The 19345-nt window shown below is 74.9% G+C and carries 18 protein-coding genes and 1 riboswitch; of the genes, 11 read left to right on the top strand and 7 right to left on the bottom strand.

The window, feature by feature from the left end:
* Positions 1-199: 199 nt before the first annotated feature.
* The 4 genes from qcrB to ctaE are packed head-to-tail and all read right to left on the bottom strand — an operon-like array spanning position 200 to position 4476.
* Positions 200-1882: a cytochrome bc1 complex cytochrome b subunit gene (qcrB, locus tag ACI8AF_RS09065; RefSeq protein WP_456539365.1), complete on the bottom strand. Its 1683-nt coding sequence runs from the start codon at positions 1880-1882 to the stop codon at positions 200-202.
* On the bottom strand, positions 1882-2979 hold the full coding sequence (qcrA, locus tag ACI8AF_RS09060) for a cytochrome bc1 complex Rieske iron-sulfur subunit (protein WP_456539364.1): 1098 nt from the start codon (positions 2977-2979) through the stop codon (positions 1882-1884). Before qcrA ends, qcrB begins: the two co-directional genes overlap by 1 nt.
* A complete protein-coding gene (gene qcrC, locus ACI8AF_RS09055) occupies positions 2976-3854 on the bottom strand; it encodes a cytochrome bc1 complex diheme cytochrome c subunit (RefSeq protein ID WP_456539363.1) in 879 nt (292 codons plus the stop codon). The genes qcrA and qcrC overlap by 4 nt, the downstream gene beginning before the upstream one ends.
* A 7-nt stretch (positions 3855-3861) precedes the next feature.
* On the bottom strand, positions 3862-4476 hold the full coding sequence (gene ctaE, locus ACI8AF_RS09050; protein WP_456539362.1) for an aa3-type cytochrome oxidase subunit III: 615 nt from the start codon (positions 4474-4476) through the stop codon (positions 3862-3864).
* A gap of 134 nt (positions 4477-4610) precedes the next feature.
* Here ctaE and ACI8AF_RS09045 point away from each other — a divergent pair, with 134 nt between their 5' ends.
* Positions 4611-5021, top strand: coding sequence for a hypothetical protein (locus ACI8AF_RS09045; RefSeq protein ID WP_456539361.1), 411 nt, complete (start codon positions 4611-4613; stop codon positions 5019-5021).
* On the top strand, positions 5018-6061 hold the full coding sequence (trpD, locus tag ACI8AF_RS09040) for an anthranilate phosphoribosyltransferase (protein WP_456539360.1): 1044 nt from the start codon (positions 5018-5020) through the stop codon (positions 6059-6061). Before ACI8AF_RS09045 ends, trpD begins: the two co-directional genes overlap by 4 nt.
* On the opposite strand, the gene ACI8AF_RS09035 is transcribed toward trpD, so the two are convergent.
* Together ACI8AF_RS09035 and ACI8AF_RS09030 are read right to left on the bottom strand one after the other, a co-directional pair.
* On the bottom strand, positions 6058-6345 hold the full coding sequence (locus ACI8AF_RS09035; protein ID WP_456539359.1) for an Lrp/AsnC family transcriptional regulator: 288 nt from the start codon (positions 6343-6345) through the stop codon (positions 6058-6060). The genes trpD and ACI8AF_RS09035 overlap by 4 nt on opposite strands.
* Complete coding sequence (locus ACI8AF_RS09030; protein ID WP_456539358.1) at positions 6342-8198, bottom strand: DEDD exonuclease domain-containing protein; 1857 nt, start codon at positions 8196-8198, stop codon at positions 6342-6344. The genes ACI8AF_RS09035 and ACI8AF_RS09030 overlap by 4 nt, the downstream gene beginning before the upstream one ends.
* 207 nt (positions 8199-8405) lie before the next feature.
* Between ACI8AF_RS09030 and ACI8AF_RS09025 the strand changes: the two genes are divergently transcribed.
* The 5 genes from ACI8AF_RS09025 to ACI8AF_RS09005 all read left to right on the top strand — a co-directional run bounded on the left by ACI8AF_RS09025 (position 8406) and on the right by ACI8AF_RS09005 (position 14478).
* The gene (locus ACI8AF_RS09025; protein ID WP_456539357.1) at positions 8406-10142 is read left to right on the top strand and encodes a D-alanyl-D-alanine carboxypeptidase family protein; all 1737 of its coding nucleotides are present in this window, start codon (positions 8406-8408) and stop codon (positions 10140-10142) included.
* 83 nt (positions 10143-10225) lie between these two features.
* Complete coding sequence (locus tag ACI8AF_RS09020) at positions 10226-10540, top strand: hypothetical protein (RefSeq protein ID WP_456539356.1); 315 nt, start codon at positions 10226-10228, stop codon at positions 10538-10540.
* A gap of 165 nt (positions 10541-10705) precedes the next feature.
* A riboswitch (cyclic di-AMP (ydaO/yuaA leader) is annotated at positions 10706-10883 on the top strand.
* 124 nt (positions 10884-11007) lie between these two features.
* On the top strand, positions 11008-11997 hold the full coding sequence (locus ACI8AF_RS09015; protein ID WP_456539355.1) for an NlpC/P60 family protein: 990 nt from the start codon (positions 11008-11010) through the stop codon (positions 11995-11997).
* Between the two features lie 82 nt (positions 11998-12079).
* On the top strand, positions 12080-13345 hold the full coding sequence (locus tag ACI8AF_RS09010) for a M48 family metallopeptidase (protein ID WP_456539354.1): 1266 nt from the start codon (positions 12080-12082) through the stop codon (positions 13343-13345).
* Complete coding sequence (locus tag ACI8AF_RS09005; protein WP_456539353.1) at positions 13342-14478, top strand: glycosyltransferase family 4 protein; 1137 nt, start codon at positions 13342-13344, stop codon at positions 14476-14478. The genes ACI8AF_RS09010 and ACI8AF_RS09005 overlap by 4 nt, the downstream gene beginning before the upstream one ends.
* Here the strand turns inward: ACI8AF_RS09005 and ACI8AF_RS09000 are convergent.
* On the bottom strand, positions 14466-16259 hold the full coding sequence (locus ACI8AF_RS09000) for an AMP-dependent synthetase/ligase (protein ID WP_456539352.1): 1794 nt from the start codon (positions 16257-16259) through the stop codon (positions 14466-14468). The two genes, ACI8AF_RS09005 and ACI8AF_RS09000, sit on opposite strands and share 13 nt — an antisense overlap.
* Before the next feature lie 190 nt (positions 16260-16449).
* Here ACI8AF_RS09000 and ACI8AF_RS08995 point away from each other — a divergent pair, with 190 nt between their 5' ends.
* The 4 genes from ACI8AF_RS08995 to ACI8AF_RS08980 are packed head-to-tail and all read left to right on the top strand — an operon-like array spanning position 16450 to position 19326.
* Complete coding sequence (locus ACI8AF_RS08995; RefSeq protein WP_456539351.1) at positions 16450-16881, top strand: SRPBCC family protein; 432 nt, start codon at positions 16450-16452, stop codon at positions 16879-16881.
* 11 nt (positions 16882-16892) lie between these two features.
* On the top strand, positions 16893-18038 hold the full coding sequence (locus ACI8AF_RS08990; RefSeq protein ID WP_456539350.1) for an ArsA-related P-loop ATPase: 1146 nt from the start codon (positions 16893-16895) through the stop codon (positions 18036-18038).
* Positions 18035-18349 (top strand): hypothetical protein, encoded by a 315-nt coding sequence (locus ACI8AF_RS08985; protein WP_456539349.1) that lies wholly within the window; start codon positions 18035-18037, stop codon positions 18347-18349. The genes ACI8AF_RS08990 and ACI8AF_RS08985 overlap by 4 nt, the downstream gene beginning before the upstream one ends.
* Positions 18346-19326 (top strand): ROK family glucokinase, encoded by a 981-nt coding sequence (locus ACI8AF_RS08980; protein WP_456539348.1) that lies wholly within the window; start codon positions 18346-18348, stop codon positions 19324-19326. Before ACI8AF_RS08985 ends, ACI8AF_RS08980 begins: the two co-directional genes overlap by 4 nt.
* Positions 19327-19345 lie beyond the last annotated feature (19 nt).

Raw genomic sequence — 19345 nt, 5'->3', positions numbered from 1 at the left:
GACACCCTGGGCCGACCGGCGATCCGGGTGGTGATGTGCGCCGATGGCGCGTTCCGGCGGGCAGAACGCGCGCTTCGGCGCACATCACCGGGGCCGCCGCAGCGCACTCCGCCGGAGCGGGACACGGCGGAGGGGGGCGGAGAAGCAGCAGGGCCCCGGCGCAATGCGTGCGCCGGGGCCCTGCTGCGATCGACCTCGCCTAGTCGCGCGGCTCCTGCGGCCGTCCGCCGTCGGAGGGCCGGCCACCCTCGGACGGGCGGCCGCTGGTGGTGAGCTCGCGGCCGGGCTCCGCCGCGGACAGCCCGCGGCCCTCCGCCCGCTGCTCGGCCTCGACCGCGGTCGGCGACTCGATCGGGCTGAAGAACCCGCGGATCGCGCGCCGGGCACCGCCGACCTGGTTCATCCGCTTGGGGACCGGAGCGCCGCCGTAGGCCAGCGCACCGTGACCGTGCTCGTCGACCGCGCCGAGCGGCTGGTGCACCTCGATGAACTCACCGTGGGGCAGCCGCCGGATGACGCCGGTCTCGATGCCGTGCTCGAGCACCTCGCGGTCGTGCTGCTGCAGGCCCAGGCAGATGCGGTAGGTGATCACGTACGCCAGCGGCGGGAGGACCACCATGCCGATCCGGCCGAACCACGTCATCGCGTTCAGGCTGATGTCGAACTTGTCGGCGATGACGTCGTTGCCGCCCGAGATGAGCAGCACCACGTAGAAGGTGAGGGCCATCATGCCCAGCGAGGTCCGGACGGGGACGTCCCGCGGCCGCTGGAGCAGGTGGTGCGAGGCGGTGTCCCGGGTCAGCTTGCGCTCGATGATCGGGTACAGCGCCAGGAGCGTGAACATGATCCCGGGCAGCACCAGCGTCGGCCAGATCGGTGCCGGGATGGTGTAGCCGCCGGGCAGGACGATGTCCCACGCCGGCCACAACCGGGTCGAGCCGTCGAGGAAGCCGATGTACCAGTCGGGCTGGGACGCGGCCGACACCTGCGCCGGGTTGTACGGACCCCACAGCCAGATCGGGTTGATCTGCACCAGACCGCCGAGGGCGGCGCAGACGCCGAACACCACGAAGAACAGGCCGCCGGACTTCGCCGCGAAGACCGGGAAGAACCGGTTGCCGACGACGTTGTGCTCGGTCCGGCCCGGGCCGGGGAACTGGGTGTGCTTCTGCTTGATCAGCAGCAGCAGGTGCACCGTGATCAGCGCCAGGATGATCCCGGGGAAGAGCAGCACGTGGATGACGTAGAGCCGTCCGACGATCAACTCGCCCGGGTAGTCGCCGCCGAACACCGCGAAGTACACCCACGTACCCACGACCGGGATGGCGAGCATGATCGCCGAGGCGATCCGCAGGCCCGTGCCGGAGAGCAGGTCGTCGGGGATGGTGTAGCCGGCGAAGCCCTCGAGCAGCGCGAGCACCAGCAGGCCGACGCCGATCAGCCAGTTCGTCTCGCGCGGCCGGCGGAAGGCACCGGTGAAGAAGATGCGGAGCAGGTGCACCACGATCGAGGCGACGAACAGCAGCGCCGCCCAGTGGTGCAGCTGCCGCATGAACAGGCCGCCGCGGACGTCGAACGAGAGGTCCAGGGTCGAGTCGTAGGCCGCCGACATCGCGATGCCGCGCAGCGGCGCGTACGAGCCGTCGTAGACGACCTCACGCATCGAGGCGTCGAAGAAGAACGTCAGGTAGGTGCCCGACAGCAGCAGGACGACGAACGAGTAGAGCGCGATCTCGCCCAGCAGGAAAGACCAGTGGTCGGGGTAGACCTTGTTCAGGGTCCGCCGGAACCAGTTGGCCGCGACGAAGCGCTCGTCGAGCTCGACGGCGGCCTTGCCGAGGCGCGTGGTCGGCACTCCCGGCGCGGTGGCGGTGCGAGCCATCAGGAGTTCTCCCGGTTCCAGTAGCTGGGCCCGACGGGCTCAGGGTAGTCGCTGCGCGCGACGAAGTAGCCCTCGTCGTCGACCGTGATCGGCAGCTGGGGGAGCGAGCGCGTGGCCGGCCCGAAGACCGGCTTGGCCGCCTTCGTGATGTCGAACTGCGACTGGTGGCACGGGCAGAGGATCCGGCTGGTCTCCTGCTCGTACAGCGACACCGGGCAGCCCAGGTGCGTGCAGATCTTGGAGAACGCGAGGTAGTCGGCGTAGCCGAAGTCCTCCTGGCCGGGGCGCGCCTCGTAGACCGCCATCTGCTCCGGCCGCAGCCGGAACAGCATGGTCGCGGCGTCGCTGGCCCGGTTGCCGCCCTCGACCGCCGGGAAGACGGTCTCCAGCGAGCCCGGCTCGGCGTCGCCGGGCCGGATCGGGGTGCCGTCGTCGCGGACCAGCCGGACCCCGCGGCCCCACGGGGTGGTACCCAGCGGGTTGCCCTTGTTCGGGTCCTTGATCAGACCGCCGAGCGGGAGGATGAGCGCCAGGCCGACGCCGCCGCCCATGAACAGCAGCGAGCGGGTGAGCAGCTTGCGCCGGGCCAGGCCGCTGCGGTGGCCCCAGCCGACGAGCGTCGCCGACGTCGTCATCTGGTCGAAGTGGCCGGCGTCGTGCTTGACCTGCACCGCGGTCTCGTGCGGCAGCAGCTTCTTGGTGTAGAGGACCAGGCCGATGCCCACCAACGTGAGCGCCAGACCGAGGGTCGCCCCCAGGAGGGGGGTGAAGAGGGTGCTCCACGTGCCGGGGTGCTCGGCCCAGTTCCACTCGGGCAGGAACCAGCCCGAACCCACGTAGACGACGACGAAGCCGAACGACAGCAGGCCGGCGAGGAAGAACAGCGTGCCGACCTGGCGGACGGCCCGCTTCTCGAGCGTCGAGCCGGGCTCGGGGCCCGGGTCGACGTGCAGGACCTCGACGCCGTCCTGGGCTGCGCCGAGGGCGTCCAGCTCGTCCCGGCTCATCGTGGCCAGCCGCTCGCGGCTGTACTGGGCGTCCAGCCCGCCGTGCTCCTGGCCCCCGGTGCTGCCCGGGCGCTCCTCGCGCGCACTCACGCCTTGCTCCCCATCCAGAAGACCGCGAACATCATCGCCCCGATGCCGACGACCCAGATCACCAGACCCTCACCGACCGGGCCGATCCGGCCCACGCCGGCGCCACCGGGGTCGGACTGCTCGTTGAGCGTCTGCACGTAGTTGATGATCGACCGCTTCTCCTCGGGGGTCAGCTGGTTGTCCCCGAACACCGGCATGTTCTCGGGGCCGGTGAGCATCGCGGTGTAGATCTCGAGGTCGGTGCTGTCGACCAGGCTGGGAGCGGCCTTGCCGGAGGAGAGCGCGCCGCCGCGGCCGACGAAGTTGTGGCAGGAGGAGCAGTTCAGCCGGAACAGCTCGCCACCCACGGCCACGTCGCCGTCGCGCAGGTCCCCGGAGGGGAGCGTCGGGCCGCCGCCGTTGGCCTGGACGTAGGCCATCAACTGGTCGATCTCCTCGTCGGAGAAGACCCGGGGCTTGTTCTGCGCGTCGGCCTCGTTGCGCACCAGCGGCATGCGGCCGGTGTGCACCTGGAAGTAGACGGCCGCCTCGCCGACGCCGATGAGCGACGGGCCGCGGTTGGGCACGCCCTCGAGGTTGTCGCCGTGGCAGGTGATGCAGCTGGTCTCGTACAGCTCGCGACCGGCCTCGACCGCGGCCGACCCGGAGGTGGCGCCGTCGTCGGCGGCGTTGGCCGGGGCGAAGGTCGAGTACAGGGCGCCGGTGAGCACCAGCGCGGCCATCAGGCCGGCGACGTTCGCCACGCGGCGGCGCGCCTTGGAGCGGCGGCGGGCGCGGGCCCGGTCGGCCGGCGCGCCACCGGAGCGGCGGCGACTGCCGCCGGCCGGGGACTCCTCGTCGCGCGGGGCGTCGGACTGCGGGTTCGTGGTGGACACCGTTTCCCTAGCGGATCAGGTAGATCGTGGCGAAGAGCCCGACCCACACGACGTCGACGAAGTGCCAGTAGTAGGAGACCACGATCGCCGAGGTCGCCTGCGCCGGCGTGAAGCGGCCCATGGTGGACCGGATGAGCAGGTAGACGAACGCGATCAGCCCACCGATGACGTGCAGCGCGTGGAAGCCGGTGGTCAGGTAGAAGACCGAGCCGTACGTCGAGGACGAGATCGTCGTGGCGTGGTCGGTGACGAGCACGCGGTACTCGTTCGCCTGGGCGAGCACGAAGACCAGGCCCATGACGAAGGTGATCGTGAACCAGCGGCGCAGGCCGTAGACGTTGCCCTGCTCGGCCGCGAACACACCGAGCTGGCAGGTGACCGACGACGCGACCAGGATGATCGTGAAGACCAGCGCGTACGGCAGGTTCAGCTCGGTGGGCTCCGGCGGCCACCCCTCGGTCGCGCGGGCGCGCGCGGTGAAGTACATGGCGAACAACCCGGCGAAGAACATCAGCTCGCTGGAGAGCCAGATGATCGTGCCGACGCTGACCATGTTCGGTCGGGTCAGGGAGTGCACCCGCGACGTGTCGAAGGTGCTGCTCGCAACGGGGGCCGTTGTCACGGCCTCATCATGGCATCGGCACAGGGTGGTCACGACCGCGGGTGCGATGGCGTGGCGGTGACCGTGACCTGCTCGAGACCCGGCGCTCGCGGCCTTCGCGGGAACCGCTGGTCGCGGGCACTAGGCTCGCGCGCGTGACCGAAGCAACCGTGCTGGTGTACAGCTCCCGTCCCGAGGTGCGGGAGGCCGTCCGCACGGCCGTCGGCCGCCGGCCGGCCGCCGACGTCGGCCCGCTCACCTGGGTCGAGTGCGTGACCGGCGACGAGGTGGTCACGGCCGTCGACCTCGGCGGGATCGACCTCTGCATCCTCGACGGCGAGGCGCAGCCGACCGGCGGTCTCGCGCTGGCCCGCCAGCTCAAGGAGGAACTGGTCGACAGCCCCGCGCTGTGCGTGCTCATCGCGCGCCAGCCCGACCGCTGGCTGGCCCACTGGTCGATGGCCGACGGCACGCTTCCGCTCCCGGTCGACCCGCTGACCGCGCCCGCCGTGGTGGCCGAGCTGCTCCGCGAGCACGCCGCGCGGCCGCCCGCCACGCGGCGGTGACCACCCCGACCTGGCCGGGGCTGCTGACCCGGCTGCTGGCCCGGCAGGACCTCACCGCGGCCGACACCGCCTGGGCGATGGGCGAGATCATGTCGGGCGAGGCCAGCCCGGCGCAGATCGCCGCCTTCGTGGTGGCGCTGCGGGCCAAGGGCGAGGCGCCCGAGGAGGTCGCCGGCCTCGCCGACACCATGCGCGACCGCGCGACGCCGGTCGACCTGCCGCTGGACAGCGTCGACGTCGTCGGCACCGGCGGCGACGGGGCGCACACGGTCAACATCTCCTCGATGGCGGCCGTGGTGACCGCGGCCACCGGCGTCCCGGTGGCCAAGCACGGCAACCGGGCGGCCTCGTCGTCCTCGGGCTCGGCCGACGTGCTCGAGGCCCTCGGCGTCGCCATCGACCTGCCCGCCGACGGGGTCGCGCGGTGCGTGCAGCGGGCCGGCATCGGGTTCTTCTTCGCGCCGGTCTTCCACCCCGGGTTCCGGCACACCGCCGTGCCGCGGCGGGAGATGGGCATCGGCACCGTCTTCAACTTCCTCGGCCCGCTCACCAACCCGGCCCGCCCGGTGGCCGCGGCCATCGGCTGCGCGGACCTGCGGATGGCACCGGTGCTCGCCGCGGTGCTCGCCGGGCGGGGCACCCGCGCGGTGGTCTTCCGGGGGGACGACGGGCTGGACGAGCTGACCACGGCGACGACGTCCTCGGCCTGGGTCGTGCGCGACGGCGAGGTCGAGCCCGACCGCGTGGACCCGTCGGCGCTGGGCATCGCGCCACCGCCGGAGGACGCGCTGCGCGGCGGCGACCCGCGGTTCAACGCCGGTGTCTTCCGCCGGCTGGTCGACGGCGAGCGCGGGCCGGTGCGCGACGCCGTCCTGCTCAACGCCGCCGCGGCGCTGGCCGCCTACGGCACGCGGGCCGAGCGGCTGCACGACGCCCTGGCGGCCGGCATGGCGACCGCGGCCGCGGCGGTCGACGACGGCCGGGCGGCCGCGCTGCTCGACCGGTGGGTGGCGGTCAGCCGAGAGATCGCCGCCGGTTAATCGGCGGTCTCGAAGCCGATCGAGAAGGCCGACTCGAGGTCGTGCTTCGAGTAGGCCCGGAAGGCGATGTGGGTGTCGGTGTCGACCACGCCGGGCACCTTGTTGATCCGCCCGGCGATCACCTCGGCGATCTGCTCGAACTCGCGCACGCGGACGACCGCGATCAGGTCGGTGTCGCCGGCGACGGAGTAGACCTCGCTGACGCCCTCGAGGTCGGCGACGGCCTGGGCCACCTCGCCGATGGAGTCGGTGGCCGCGTCGATCATCACGATGGCGGTGATCACGCCGGGGAGCCTAGCCGGGGTCGCCGGTTCGGCGCGGCCTCCGGCCGCACGCGGTCCGGGCGGGCCCGCGTGCCCAGCGACCGGGAGTCGGCGAAGGGGTCGCGCTCGGCCCGGCCGGCCTCCACCCGGTCGAGGAAACCGGTGTACGGCCCGGTGCCCGGCGCGGGGCAGGCGAGCACCCCCTCCACCTGCACCAGCCGGGTGCCCGGCTTCTCGATCCAGCGCATGACCAGCTCGGTCTCGTCCACGGACGCGGCGGGCTCGTCCTCGGGCCCGACGGGGGTCTCGGCGGTGGCCAGCAGGCCGGCCAGCGTGCCGCGCACGGTCGTGCCCCGCGGCGCGTTCCCCGCGGCGACCAGCCGGCCGCGGCGGACGACGGACAGCTGCCAGCCGCCGTCGCCGTCGGGGCGGGCGAGCACGAGCTCGGGGACGCGGGCCAGCGACTCCAGCCGCTGGCGGCGGCGGACGGCGCGCACCAGCACCGCGATGCGGTCGCGCAGCACGGCGGCGTCCTCGTACCGCTCCTCGGCGGAGAGCCGCTCGACCCGGGCCAGCAGGGGGGCGACGATCTCGCGCGGGTCGGAGGCGACGGCGGACCGGAACACCGCCGCGATGCCGGCGTACTCCTCGACCGACTGGGCGCCGGTGCACGGCGCCCCGCAGCGGCCCATGCCGGCCAGCGCGCAGGCGGTGGTGTGCGTCCGCGGCGAGAGGCGGGTGGTGCACTGGCGCAGCGGCAGCGCCTCGTGCACCGCGGCGGCCGCGGCGTCGGCCGCCCGGCGGTCGGGGAACGGCCCGAGGAAGACCCCGGCGCCCGGGCGGACCCGGCGGACGACGGAGAGCCGCGGGAAGGGTTCCTCGGTCAGCCGCAGCCACAGCGCGCGCTCGGGGAAGCGGGACCGGCGGTTGTAGCGGGGCTTGTGCTCGGCGATCAGCCGCAGCTCGCGGACCGCGGCCTCCAGGTCGTGCGCGCAGGACAGCGCCTCGACCCGCTTGGCCAGCCCGATCATCTCGGTGATGCGGCTGCGCTGCTCGCTGGCGGAGAAGTAGCTGCGGACGCGGCTGCGCAGGTCGTTCGACGTCCCGACGTAGAGCGGCTCGTCGCGCGGGCCGCGGAAGACGTAGACGCCCGGACCGTGCGGGACGTCCTCGGCCAGGTGCCGCTTGCGCCGCCGCTCGGGGTCGATCTGCCGGGTGAGCGAGGTCAGCTCCTCCAGCGACGTGATGCCCAGCGGGCCGAGCCGCTCGAAGAGCCCGTGCAGGACGTCGACGGTGGCCCGCGCGTCGGCCAGCGCGCGGTGGCACGGCTGGGTCGTGGTGGCGAAGTACGGGGCCAGGGTGGCCAGCTTGCAGTTGGGCACCTCGTCGCTGGTGAGCAGCCGCCGGGCCAGGACGGCGGTGTCGACCGACGCGGCCGGGGGCCAGGCGAAGCCGTTCTCGGCGCAGGCGGCCTTGAGGAAGCCGATGTCGAACGGCGCGTTGTGCGCCACCAGCACCGCGCCGCGCGCGAACTCGAGGAAGGCGGGCAGGACGGCGCCGATCCGCGGGGCCGTGGCCACCATCGCCGAGGTGATGCCGGTGAGGACGCTGATGTAGGGCGGGATCGCGGTGCCCGGGTCGACGAGCGTCTGGAACTCGCCGAGCACCTCGCCGCCGCGGACCTTGACCGCGCCAATCTCGGTGATGGCGCTGTCCTTGGGCGAGCCGCCGGTGGTCTCGAGGTCGACGACGACGAAGGTCACCTCGGACAGCGGCGTGCCGAGCTCGTCGATCGTCGCCTGCACGTAGCCCGGCGGGTCGAAGACGCGGGAGCCGGCCCGGGGAGCGGGAAGGGGACCGGGGGAGGGGGGCACGGGGCGGACGGTAGGTCGGGGGGCCGACAGTCCCGGGGACGCGCGCCGGGCCCGGGAGGCCGGGCACCGTTCGGCGACGGCGGGCGCCGGAGCCGCCCACGGGTCGCCCGGGAGGGGTAAAACGGCTGCTCACATGGCGAGGAGGGAGTCACCAGGTCACGATTCCGTCGTAGGGGCGCAGCGGCCCCGTCCCGCAGAGGTGGTTGCATGCTCCCGCGCTCCCGGTGGCGCGCCCGACGCCGGTGGACGGCGTTCCTCCCGGTCGTCGTCGTGGCCGCCGCGGTCGCCGTCGCGACCCCGGCCGCCGCCGCGCCGAGCGACCAGCCGGGCGGCACCTCCGGCGTCCTCGACAGCTCGGCGCTGGACAGCCTCCAGCAGCGCGCCGCCGAGGTGCAGTCCGGGCTGCAGCAGCGGCAGGCGGAGATCGCGGCCGCGCGCGAGGAGCTCGCCCTCGCCCAGCAGCAGGTCGACGCCGCCCAGGCCGCGCTCGCCGACACCGAGGGCGTGCTCGCCGAGCGGCAGGCGGTGGTGGCGCGGTACGCGGCCGCGGCCTACCGCGACGGCGGCTCCCTGACCCCGCTCACGGTGCTGCTGACCGGTGGCGACCCCGGCGACATCGTCGCCGCCATGGGCTACCTCGAGGCGGTCGACGCCTACACCGCCGAGCTGCTCGCCGCCGCCGAGCAGCAGCGGCAGGCCGCGCTGGCCGACCAGGCCGCGGCGCAGGCGGCACTGCACGCCGCGCAGGAGCGGGCCGACCAGGTGCAGCTGCAGATCCAGGAGCTGGAGGCGCAGGCCGCCGCGGTCACCGAGGAGCTCGACCGGGCGCTCGACGTCGTCGACGACCAGCTCACCCAGCTGCAGCGGGAGCAGCTGGAGGTCAACTCGCGAACGGCGGCCAACTGGCGGGTCTACGTCGGTCAGCTCGCCGCCGCCGGGGTCGTGCCGCCGCCCGCCGCCGAGCTGCTCGACCCGGCCGCGGCGCTGCCCGCGGGGCTGGTCCCGGTCGCCTCGGCCGCGGGTGGCGCGCAGGCCGGCGCGGCGCAGCGGCCGGGCCAGCCGACCTCGCTGCTCGTCCTGCCCGCCGAGACCCTCGCCGCCGTCTCGGCGGCCATGGACCAGCTGGGCCTGCCCTACGCGCCGGGCACCGCGGGCCCGGACTCGTGGGCCTGCGGCTCGCTGGTGCAGTCGGTGTTCGGGGCGGCCGGTCTCCAGCTACCGGGCGACCAGGCGGGGCTGTTCGCCGGGACCACGCCGGTCGACGCCCGCGACGTCCTCCCCGGCGACCTGGTGTTCCTCGGCACGCCCGAGTCGGGGCTCGGGCACGTCGGCATCGCCCTCGACCCGCAGACGATGCTGGCGGCCGACGCGCGGGCCGGCGCCGTCGTCGTCCGCCGGCTGCCGACCGACCAGGTGATCGGCATCGGCCGGCCCAGCCTCGGCCAGCGCGCACCGGTCGCGGCCCCCGGGCCGACGGACGGCGCGCTGCAGGTGGAGTGCGGCAACACCGTCTACCCGCCCAGCTACGACGGCGCCCGGTCGTGGGGCGGCTACCCCAACGGGCTGATCCCGCCCAGCGCGCTGTGCCCGATCGGGGTCGGCGGCCACTCGCTGCGCTGCGACGCCGCCGCCGCGTGGAAGGCCATGTCGACGGCCTTCGCCGGGACCTTCGGCACGCCGATCTGCATCACCGACTCCTACCGCACCTACGCCAGCCAGGTGCGCCTGTACGGGCAGAAGCCCGCGCTGGCCGCGGTGCCCGGCACCAGCAACCACGGCTGGGGACTGGCCGTGGACCTGTGCGGCGGCATCGAGTCCTTCGGCACGCCGCAGTACGCCTGGATGGTGGCCAACGCCGGCCGCTTCGGCTGGCTGCACCCGACCTGGGCCGACCCGGGCAACGGGCGCGAGGAGCCGTGGCACTGGGAGTACGCAGGCACCTGACCGCCCGCCTGTCAACCCTCGCGGCCCGGAACTGTCGGTGGCCGCTCCTACCGTGCGGACGACTCACGGAGGAGAACACACCGATGCTCATCGACTGCGACACCTGCACCTCCCGCGGGACGGGCTGCGCCGACTGTGTCGTCACCGTGCTGCTGGGCGCGCCCCCCGGGTGGCAGACCGACGACCCGGTGGTCGTCGCGCTGCCCGACCGCGCTCCCGCCCGCACCGAGCCGGCCCGGACGGCCGAGGACGCCGTCGTGCCACCCCCGGGCGTGGTCGTGGAGTTCGACGACGTCGAGCGGCGCGCGGTGCGCGCCCTGGCCGAGGTCGGGCTGGTGCCCCCGCTGCGCCACTCCCCGGGCACGTCCGGCGGCGAGGACGGCCGCCGGACCGGCTGAGACCCGGTGCCCCCGGCGCCACGTGGGGCGATCACGGCGCGCGGCCGTGATGCTGCTCGCAGTGACGATCACGACAACCCCAGGGGGCCCCGTTTGTCACAACTGCATCACGCCCGTATGGTCGCTGCGTTCGACCGAGCGGTCGTCGCCCACCGGGGCGGCCTCGGACGGACACCGCCGAATCGCCGACGGCACCGCCAGGTGTCCGAGGTGAACCGGGGACCCACCGCAGTACTGGGGTGAGTTCTCACGTGCGCCGGCTCGCCGGGGCACCGAGATAGGGCACCTTTTCTTCCCAGCCCGAACCCGTCAGCTAACTCGGTAGGCGGTCAGCTGAGGAAGAAGGAGAGCCGCCGAACGTGGCGACGTCTCGCCCTGCCCTGGGGCATGCCCACGCACCCTCCGAACGACACCGCACCACCCGCACCCGCCCCTCCGCCTGGCTCCGTTCCGGGCTGCTGCTGGGCGTGACCGCGGCGCTGACCGTCACGCTGCTGCCCGGCACGGCCGCCGCCGAGCCCGGCCGCGCGACATCCCCCGAGCAGGCCGCCCAGCTCGTCGCCGAGGCCAGCCACCAGCTCGAGGTCGTCCAGGAGCAGGTCAACACCGCCCGCGAGGAGCTCGCGCTGCAGCAGGCCGCCGTCACCGCGGCCGAGGCCGACGCCGCCGCGGCGCAGCAGCAGCTCGACTCGCTCGACGGGCAGATCCGCCAGCTCGCCCACAGCGCCTACACCGGCGGCGACCAGAACCTGCGCGCGCTGGACGTGATGCTGACCAGCGACTCCGCCGAGGACTTCCTCACCCAGCTCGGCACGCTCGAGGCGATCGCCGGCCACACCACCGAGGCGATCGAGGAGGTGGCCGAGGCGGCCGCCGCGGCCGAGGACGCCCGCGGCGAGGCCGACGCGGCCGCCGCGGAGGCCCAGCAGACGCTGGACGCCATCGAGGCCCAGGAGGCCGAGCTCCAGGCGGACATCGCCGACTACCAGGAGCAGTACGACCAGCTGACCGCTGCCCAGCAGCAGCAGGTCGCCGCCGCGCACGGGAGCGAGTCCCTCGCGGCGCCGGCCGTCGCGCCGGCCGCCGCCCCGGCCGCCGGTGGCAGCGCCGCCGCGCAGACCGCGGTCAGCACGGCACTGGCGCAGGTGGGCGACCCCTACGTCTGGGGTGCCGGTGGGCCGAACAGCTTCGACTGCTCCGGCCTCACGCAGTACGCCTACGCCGCGGCCGGCATCAGCCTGCCGCACTCGAGCAGCATGCAGTCGCGGATGGGCACCCCGGTGTCCCGCGACGCCCTGCAGCCGGGCGACCTGATCTTCTTCTACAGCCCGGTCAGCCACGTGGCGATGTACATCGGCAACGGCCAGATGGTGCACGCGTCCACGTCCGGCCAGCCGGTGAAGGTGGTCAGCGTCGGTTCGATGCCGGGCTTCAACAGCGCCCGCCGCATCGCCTGATCGGAAAAGGCCCCCTGCAGGGGCCCGCCGCGAGCGTGCGAGCGGCGGGGGGCAGGGGGGTCCTTCTCCTAAGGTGGGCCGGGTGACCGTCCGCCGCGCCGCACTGGTCGCGGCGGTGCTCCTCGGCGCCGCGTTCGTCCTCGTGGTGGTCCTGCGGACCCCCTGGACCGTGCTGCCCACGCCGCCCGGCGGCTCGCCGCCGGTCGACCCCACCGCCGGGCTCCCGGCCGACGTCGTCGCCCGCGCCGACTCCTTCGCCGCGGCGATCCGGCCGGCCTCGCTGGCCAACCTGGTCCTCGGCCTGGCCGTCACCGCCGCCCTCGGCCTCACCCGGCTGGGCGCCCGCCTCGTGCGCGCCGTCGCCGCCCCGCTCGGCGGCGGCTGGGTCTGGCAGGTCCTCCTCGGCACGCTCGCGCTGGGCGTCATCGGCCGGCTGGTCACCCTGCCGCTCGCGGTGTATGGGGAGGTGGTCCGCCACCGGTACGGGCTGTCCACCCGCAGCTGGCCGCTGTTCCTCCGCGACGTCGCGGTGTCCACCGCCATCGACGCCGGCCTGACCGCGCTCGGCGTCCTGGCCCTGGTGGTGCTCGCCCGCCGGGTGCCGCGGTTCTGGTGGGCGTGGGCCGCCGCCGGCGCGGCGGTGCTCGTGGTCGTCGGCTCGTTCCTCTACCCGGTCGTCATCGAGCCGGCGTTCAACCGCTTCGAGTCCCTGCCGGCCGGCCAGCTGCGCACCGACCTGTTCGCCCTGGCCGAGGAGAACGGCACGCCGATCGAGGACGTGCTCGTCTCCGACGCCTCGCGGCGCACGACGGCGCTCAACGCCTACGTCTCGGGCTTCGGCTCGACCCGCCGCGTCGTCCTCTACGACACGACGCTCCGGACGCTGCCCGACGACGAGATCGAGTCGATCGTCGCCCACGAGCTCGGCCACGTCGCCACCGACGACGTCCTCACCGGCACGCTGATGGGGGCGCTCGGCGCCGCGGCCGGCGTCGCCCTGTTCGGCTGGCTGCTGACCTGGTCGCCGCTGCTGCGCCGGGCCGGGGCCGACGGGCCGGGCGATCCGCGGGTGGTCCCGCTGGCGCTGCTCCTGGTCGCGGCCGGCACGCTGCTGGCCACCCCGGTGCAGAACCTGGTGTCGCGGCACGTGGAGGCGCGCGCCGACGTGCACGCCCTCGACCTCACCCGGGACCCGGACGCCTTCGTGTCCATGCAGCAGCGGCTGGCCACGCGCAACCTCGCGCAGCCCGACCCCCCGGCCGCCTGGCAGTGGTTCTTCGGCAGCCACCCCACCTCCTCCCAGCGGGTGGCCCTGGCGCGCGACTGGGCGGAGCTGGACCGGCCGTGACGAGCCCCAAGACCCTGGTCGTCACCAACGACTTCCCGCCGCGCCAGGGCGGCATCCAGACCTTCGTCGCCGCGCTGCTGGCCCGCACGGACCCGGGGTCCCTCGCCGTCCTGGCGTCGCGGTCGCCGGGGTGGGAGGCCTACGACGCCGGGCTGCCCTACCCGGTGGTCCGGCGGCCGACGTCGATGCTGCTGCCCACGCCGGGGACCGCACGGGCGGCGGCCGGGCTCGTGCGCGCGCACGGCTGCGACACCGTCTTCTTCGGCGCGGCCGCCCCGCTGGGGCTGCTCGCCCCTGGCCTGCGCGCGGCCGGCGTCCGGCGCCTGGTCGGCGCCACGCACGGCCACGAGACCGGCTGGGTGGCGCTGCCCGGCTCCCGGCAGCTCATGCAGCGCATCGCCGGCGGGCTGGACCTGCTGACCTACATCAGCGAGTACACCCGCGGCCGGCTGGCGCCCGCGCTGGGCGACCGCACCGCGCTGGCCCAGCTCTCACCCGGCGTCGACGTCGACCACTTCACCCCGGACGCCGACGGCGCGGCCGTCCGCCGCCGGCACGGGCTGGGGGAGGCGCCGGTCGTGGTGTGCGTGTCCCGGCTGGTCGCCCGCAAGGGCCAGGACGTGCTGGTGCGGGCGTGGCCGCGCGTGCTGGCCCGGCATCCCGGCGCCCGGTTGCTGCTGGTGGGCGGCGGGCCGCTGGAGAGGAGCCTGCGCCGGGCGGTCACGGCCGCCGGGCTCGAGGGGTCCGTCGTCCTCACCGGGCCCGTGCCGCCGGAGGAGCTGCCGGCCCACTACGCCGCCGGGGACGTGTTCGCCATGCCGTGCCGGACCCGCCGCGGCGGGCTCGACGTCGAGGGGCTGGGCATGGTGTTCCTCGAGGCGGCGGCCTGCGGCCGGCCGGTGGTGGCCGGCACCTCCGGCGGCGCCCCGGAGGCCGTCCAGGACGGCGTCACCGGGCACGTGGTCGAACCGCGCTCACCGGCGGCGGTGGCGACGGCGATCAGCGGGCTGCTCGACGACCCGGCGAAGGCCGCGGCGATGGGCGCGGCCGGCCGGGCGTGGGTCGAGCAGCGCTGGTCGTGGGCGCACATCGCCGCCACCTTCGAGCGGCTGCTCGCCGGTCAGCGGGAGTAGAGCGCCTCGACCTCGGCGCCGTGCTCCTTGAGGACGACGGCGCGCTTGAGCTTCAGGCTCGGCGTCAGCATGCCGTTCTCCTCCGTGAAGTCCGAGCCGAGCACGCGGTACTTCTTGATCGCCTCGGCGTTGGAGACGGCCTTGTTGGCCTCGGCCACCGCGGCGTCGAGCTCCTTGATCAGGTCCTCGTCGTCGCGCAGCTGCTCGACGGTGGTGTCCTTCGGCTTGCCGCGCTGCTCGAGCCAGGCCGGCAGGGCCTCCTCGTCGAGGGTGATGAGCGCGGCGATGAACGGCCGCTGGTCGCCGACGACGATGCACTGGCTGACCAGCGCGTGCGCGCGGAGGCGGTCCTCGAGGACGGCGGGGGCGACGTTCTTGCCGCCCGCGGTCACCAGGATCTCCTTCTTGCGGCCGGTGATCTTGAGGAAGCCGTCGCCGTCGATCTCGCCGAGGTCGCCGGTGTGGAACCAGCCGTCGTCGTCGATGGCCTCCTTGGTGGCCTGCTCGTTCTGCCAGTAGCCGCGCATCACGATGCCGCCCTTGATGAGGATCTCGCCGTCCTCGGCGATGGCGGCGGAGACGCCGGGCAGCGGGCGGCCCACGGTGCCGATCCGGAAGGCCTCGTCGTGGTTGACCGAGGCGGCCGCGGTGGTCTCGGTGAGCCCGTAGCCCTCGTACACCGTGACGCCGACGCCCCGGTAGAAGTGGCCGAGCCGCTCGCCGAGCGGGGCGCCGCCGGACACCGCGCCGATGCAGCGGCCGCCGAGCGCGGCGCGCAGCTTGCCGTAGACCAGCTTGTCGAACAGCGCGTGCTGGGCGCGCAGGGCCAGGCCGGGGCCGCCGTTGTCCTGCGCCCGCGACCAGTCGATGGCCACCTGGGCGGCCTTGTCGAAGATCTTGCCCTTGCCGCCGGCGTCGGCCTTCGCCTTGGCCTGGTTGAAGACCTTCTCGAACACCCGCGGGACGGCGAGGACGAACGTCGGCTTGAACTCGCCGAGGTCCTCGACGAGGTTCTTCACCTCGGGGGTGTGCCCGACGACGGTGCGGGTCTTCACGGCGCCGACCTGCAGCACCCGGGCGAGGACGTGGGCCAGCGGGATGAACAGCAGCAGCGAGCCCTCGACCGACAGGAACCGGCCGAGCAGCGTCATGCCGTTGTTGATCTCGAAGAGGAAGTTGCCGTGGGTCAGCTCGCAGCCCTTGGGCCGGCCGGTGGTGCCGCTCGTGTAGATCAGCGTGGCCAGGCTGTCGGCGCCGAGCGTCGCCCGGCGGGCCTCGAGCTCGCTGTCGGGGACGTCCCCGCCGGCCGCGGTCAGCGTGCCGACCACGTCGTCGTCCATGACCCACACCGGGCCGAGCTCCGGGGCCTGGTCGCGCACCGACTCCATGGTCTCGGCGTGCTCGGCCCGCTCGACGATCGCGGCCTTCGCGGCGGAGTCGGTCAGGATCCAGGCCACCTGGTCGGCGCTGGAGGTCTCGTACACCGGCACGGTGACGGCGCCGGCGGCCCAGATGCCGAAGTCGCAGACGGTCCACTCGTAGCGGGTGCGCGCCTGCAGCGCGACCCGGTCGCCGGGGCCGACGCCCGCGGCGATGAGGCCCTTGGCCACGCCGGCGACCTGGTCGGCGAACTGCTTCCAGGTGACGTCGCGCCACTGGCCGTCGCGGTGGACGCGGTACCCGACCTCGTCGCCGTGCTCGGCGACGTTGGCGGCCAGCAGGTCGGGGATGGCCTCGCCGCGGCCGACCTCGGTGGTCGCGGGGACGCTGAACTCGCGCACGCCTGGTCCTCTCCTCCCGGACCCTCCATCGGGCGCCGTCGCCCGCGGATCCGAGTACGGGTCACGATCAATCTAACTGCAAAGTCCCCGAGCGTCCTACTCGTGAGTAGCCGGGGGGACCCACCCGTGCGTGGCAGAGGGGTCCCCACCGCCCCCGTGCAGCGCCCGCCGAGCGGTTAGCCTGCCCTCCATGGCCGACCAGTCCACCCAGTCGATCGTCGTCGATGCGCCCGCGGCCGACGTCATGGCGGTCATCGCCGACTTCCCCGCCTACCCGCAGTGGGTCGCCGCCGCCAAGAAGGTGGAGGTGGTCGAGGACGGCCCCGACGGCCGGGCCCGCCGCGTGCACTTCGTGCTCGACGCCGGCGCGGTGAAGGACGACTACGTCCTCGACTACACCTGGGACGGCGACCGCCAGGTCTCCTGGACGCTGGTCAAGGGGCAGATGCAGAAGCGCCAGGACGGCTCCTACACGCTGGTGGAGAAGGACGGCGCCACCGAGGTCACCTACTCGATCACCATCGACCTCTCGATCCCGATGCTCGGGATGATCAAGCGCAAGGCCGAGAAGGTCATCCTCGACACGGCGCTCAAGGAGCTCAAGAAGCGCGTGGAGAGCTGACCGGCGGGCCGATGCGCACGCTGCTGTTCACCGGGCCGGGCGGCGCCGGGACGTCGACGACGGCCGCGGCCGCGGCCGTGCGGGCCGCCCGCGGCGGTGCCCGCACGCTGCTGGTGACCCGCCAGGCGCCGCCGGTGGCCGGGCTGGCCGCGGTCGCCGGGCTGGAGCTGGCCGTCGTCGACGCGCAGGCCGCCGCCGAGCAGGCCTGGCGGACGCACGCCGCCACCCTCGCGGCGCTCGTGCCGCAGGTGGACCTGCCGCCGGCCAGCTCGGTCGTCCCGCCGCCCGGGGCCGCGGAGCTGGCCGTGCTCGCCGCCCTCGACCGCGCCGACGCCGACGTCGTCGTCCTCGACGCCGGCCCGCTGGAGGCCGGGACCGCGCTGGTCGCGCTGCCCACCACGCTGCGCTGGTGGCTCGACGTCGCGCTGCCGCCGCGGATCCGGGCGCTGGCCGCCATCCGCACCGCCGCCGTCCGCTCCGGTGCCGCCCGGTCGGGGCCGGTCGACGCCGTGCTCTCCGCCGTCCCGGCCGTCGAGCAGCTGCTCGCCCGGGTCCGCCCGGCCGACCCCGCCGCCACCTCCGTCGTCCTCACCGCCACCGGCCGGCCGGCGGCCGTGCGCGCGCTGCGCTCCGCGGCCACGACGCTCGGTCTGCTCGGCCAGCGGCCGGCGGCGGTCGTCGCCCGGGAGCTGCCCGGGGGCCCGGGGGAGTGGTGGGCCGGCCGGCTCGCCGAGCAGGAGGCGGTGCTCGCCGACCTCGCCGCGATCGCGCCGCTGCGCCGGGTGCCCGAGTCGGCCTCGACGCCGGCGGAGGTCGACGGGCTGGGCCCGCTGCTGGACGCGCTCGAGCTGCCCGACGCGGCCCCGCTGCCGGCGCCCGCTCCCGAGCGGCTGGACGGGACGTGGCGGCTGGTGCTGCCGCTGCCCTTCGCCGAGCGCGACAGGGTGGAGCTGACCCGCTGGGCCGACGACCTGGTCGTCACCGCGGCCGGCGTCCGCCGCTCGGTCCGCCTGGACGCCCTGCTGCGCCGCTGCGCGGTGACCGGCGGCCGGCTGGCCGACCCGGGCACCGCGCAGGCGCGCCTCGAGGTCACCTTTGCCCCGGATCCCCGGCTCTGGCCGGCCGATCTGCTTCCCGCCGAGGAGAGTTCCCCATGACGACCGGTGCCGACTGGGCCGAGCAGGCCCACCGCCTGCTGGAGGCCGTGAAGGAGGCGGCGCAGACCGAGACGGCCGAGCACGACCCCGCCACCGGCGAGTGCAAGTGGTGCCCCCACTGCCAGGTGCTGGCCGTGCTGCGCGGCGACCGGCCCGAGGTGACGGCCGCGCTCAACGACGTGCTCGCCACGGCGTCGGCGGCGCTGCGCTCGTTCTCCGGCGAGACCCCGGCGCAGGAGCCGCCCGGCCACGAGGACGAGCCCCCGCACAGCGATCCCGCGCCCGAGGTGCAGCGGATCGAGATCGCGTGATCCCGGCCGCGCAGCAGCCCGCGGTCGGCGTCGACATCGGTGGCACCAAGGTGGCCGGCGGCCTGGTCGCGCCGGACGGGCGGGTGCTCGACACCGCCCGGCGGGCGACGCCCGGCGCCTCGGTGACCGAGACCGAGGACGCGATCGCCGGCGTGGTCGCCGACCTGCTGGGGCGGGCCGAGGGGCCGGTCGTCGGGGTGGGCGTCGGCGCGGCCGGTTGGTTCGACCGCACCGGCGACACCGTGCTGTTCAGCCCGCACCTGGCCTGGCGGCACTCCAGCCTGCGCCAGGACCTCGCCGCCCGGCTGCGGCTGCCGCTGTGGGTGGGCAACGACGCCGACGCCGCGGCCTGGGCCGAGTACCGCTACGGCGCCGCCCGCGGCGCGGACCTGGCGTTGATGATCACGCTGGGTACCGGCATCGGCGGCGGCATCGTGATGGACGGCCGGCTGCAGCGCGGCTCGCACGGGGTGGCCGGCGAGTGGGGGCACATGCGCGTGGTCCCCGACGGGCGGCTGTGCGCGTGCGGGAACCGCGGCTGCTGGGAGCAGTACGCCAGCGGCACCGCCCTGGGCCAGACGGCGCGGGAGGTCGCCGCGTCGTCCCCGGCCGCCGCGGGCCGGCTGCTGGAGCGGGTGGACGGCGTCGCCGCCGCGCTGACCGGCGAGCACGTCGCCGCGGCCGCCGCCGACGGCGACCCGCTGGCGCTGGAGCTGGTCACCGAGGTCGGCACCTGGCTCGGGCAGGGCATCGCCGACCTCGCCGCCGTGCTCGACCCGGAGGTCGTGGTCATCGGCGGCGGCGTGAGCAAGCTGGGGGAGCTGGTCCTCGCCCCGGCGCGCCACCGCCTGGAGCGGGCGCTGCCCGGCCGCGGCTTCCGTCCCGGGCCGCGGGTGGTCGCCGCCGAGCTGGGGCCGCAGGCGGGGCTGGTGGGCGCGGCCGACCTGGTCAGGGCCGGAGTGGATCCGTCGGCGTGACGCGCACGGACCCCCTCCG

The sequence above is a fragment of the Blastococcus sp. SYSU D00669 genome (genome assembly GCF_054050715.1).
This window is presented reverse-complemented; position numbering and strand designations above follow the sequence as displayed.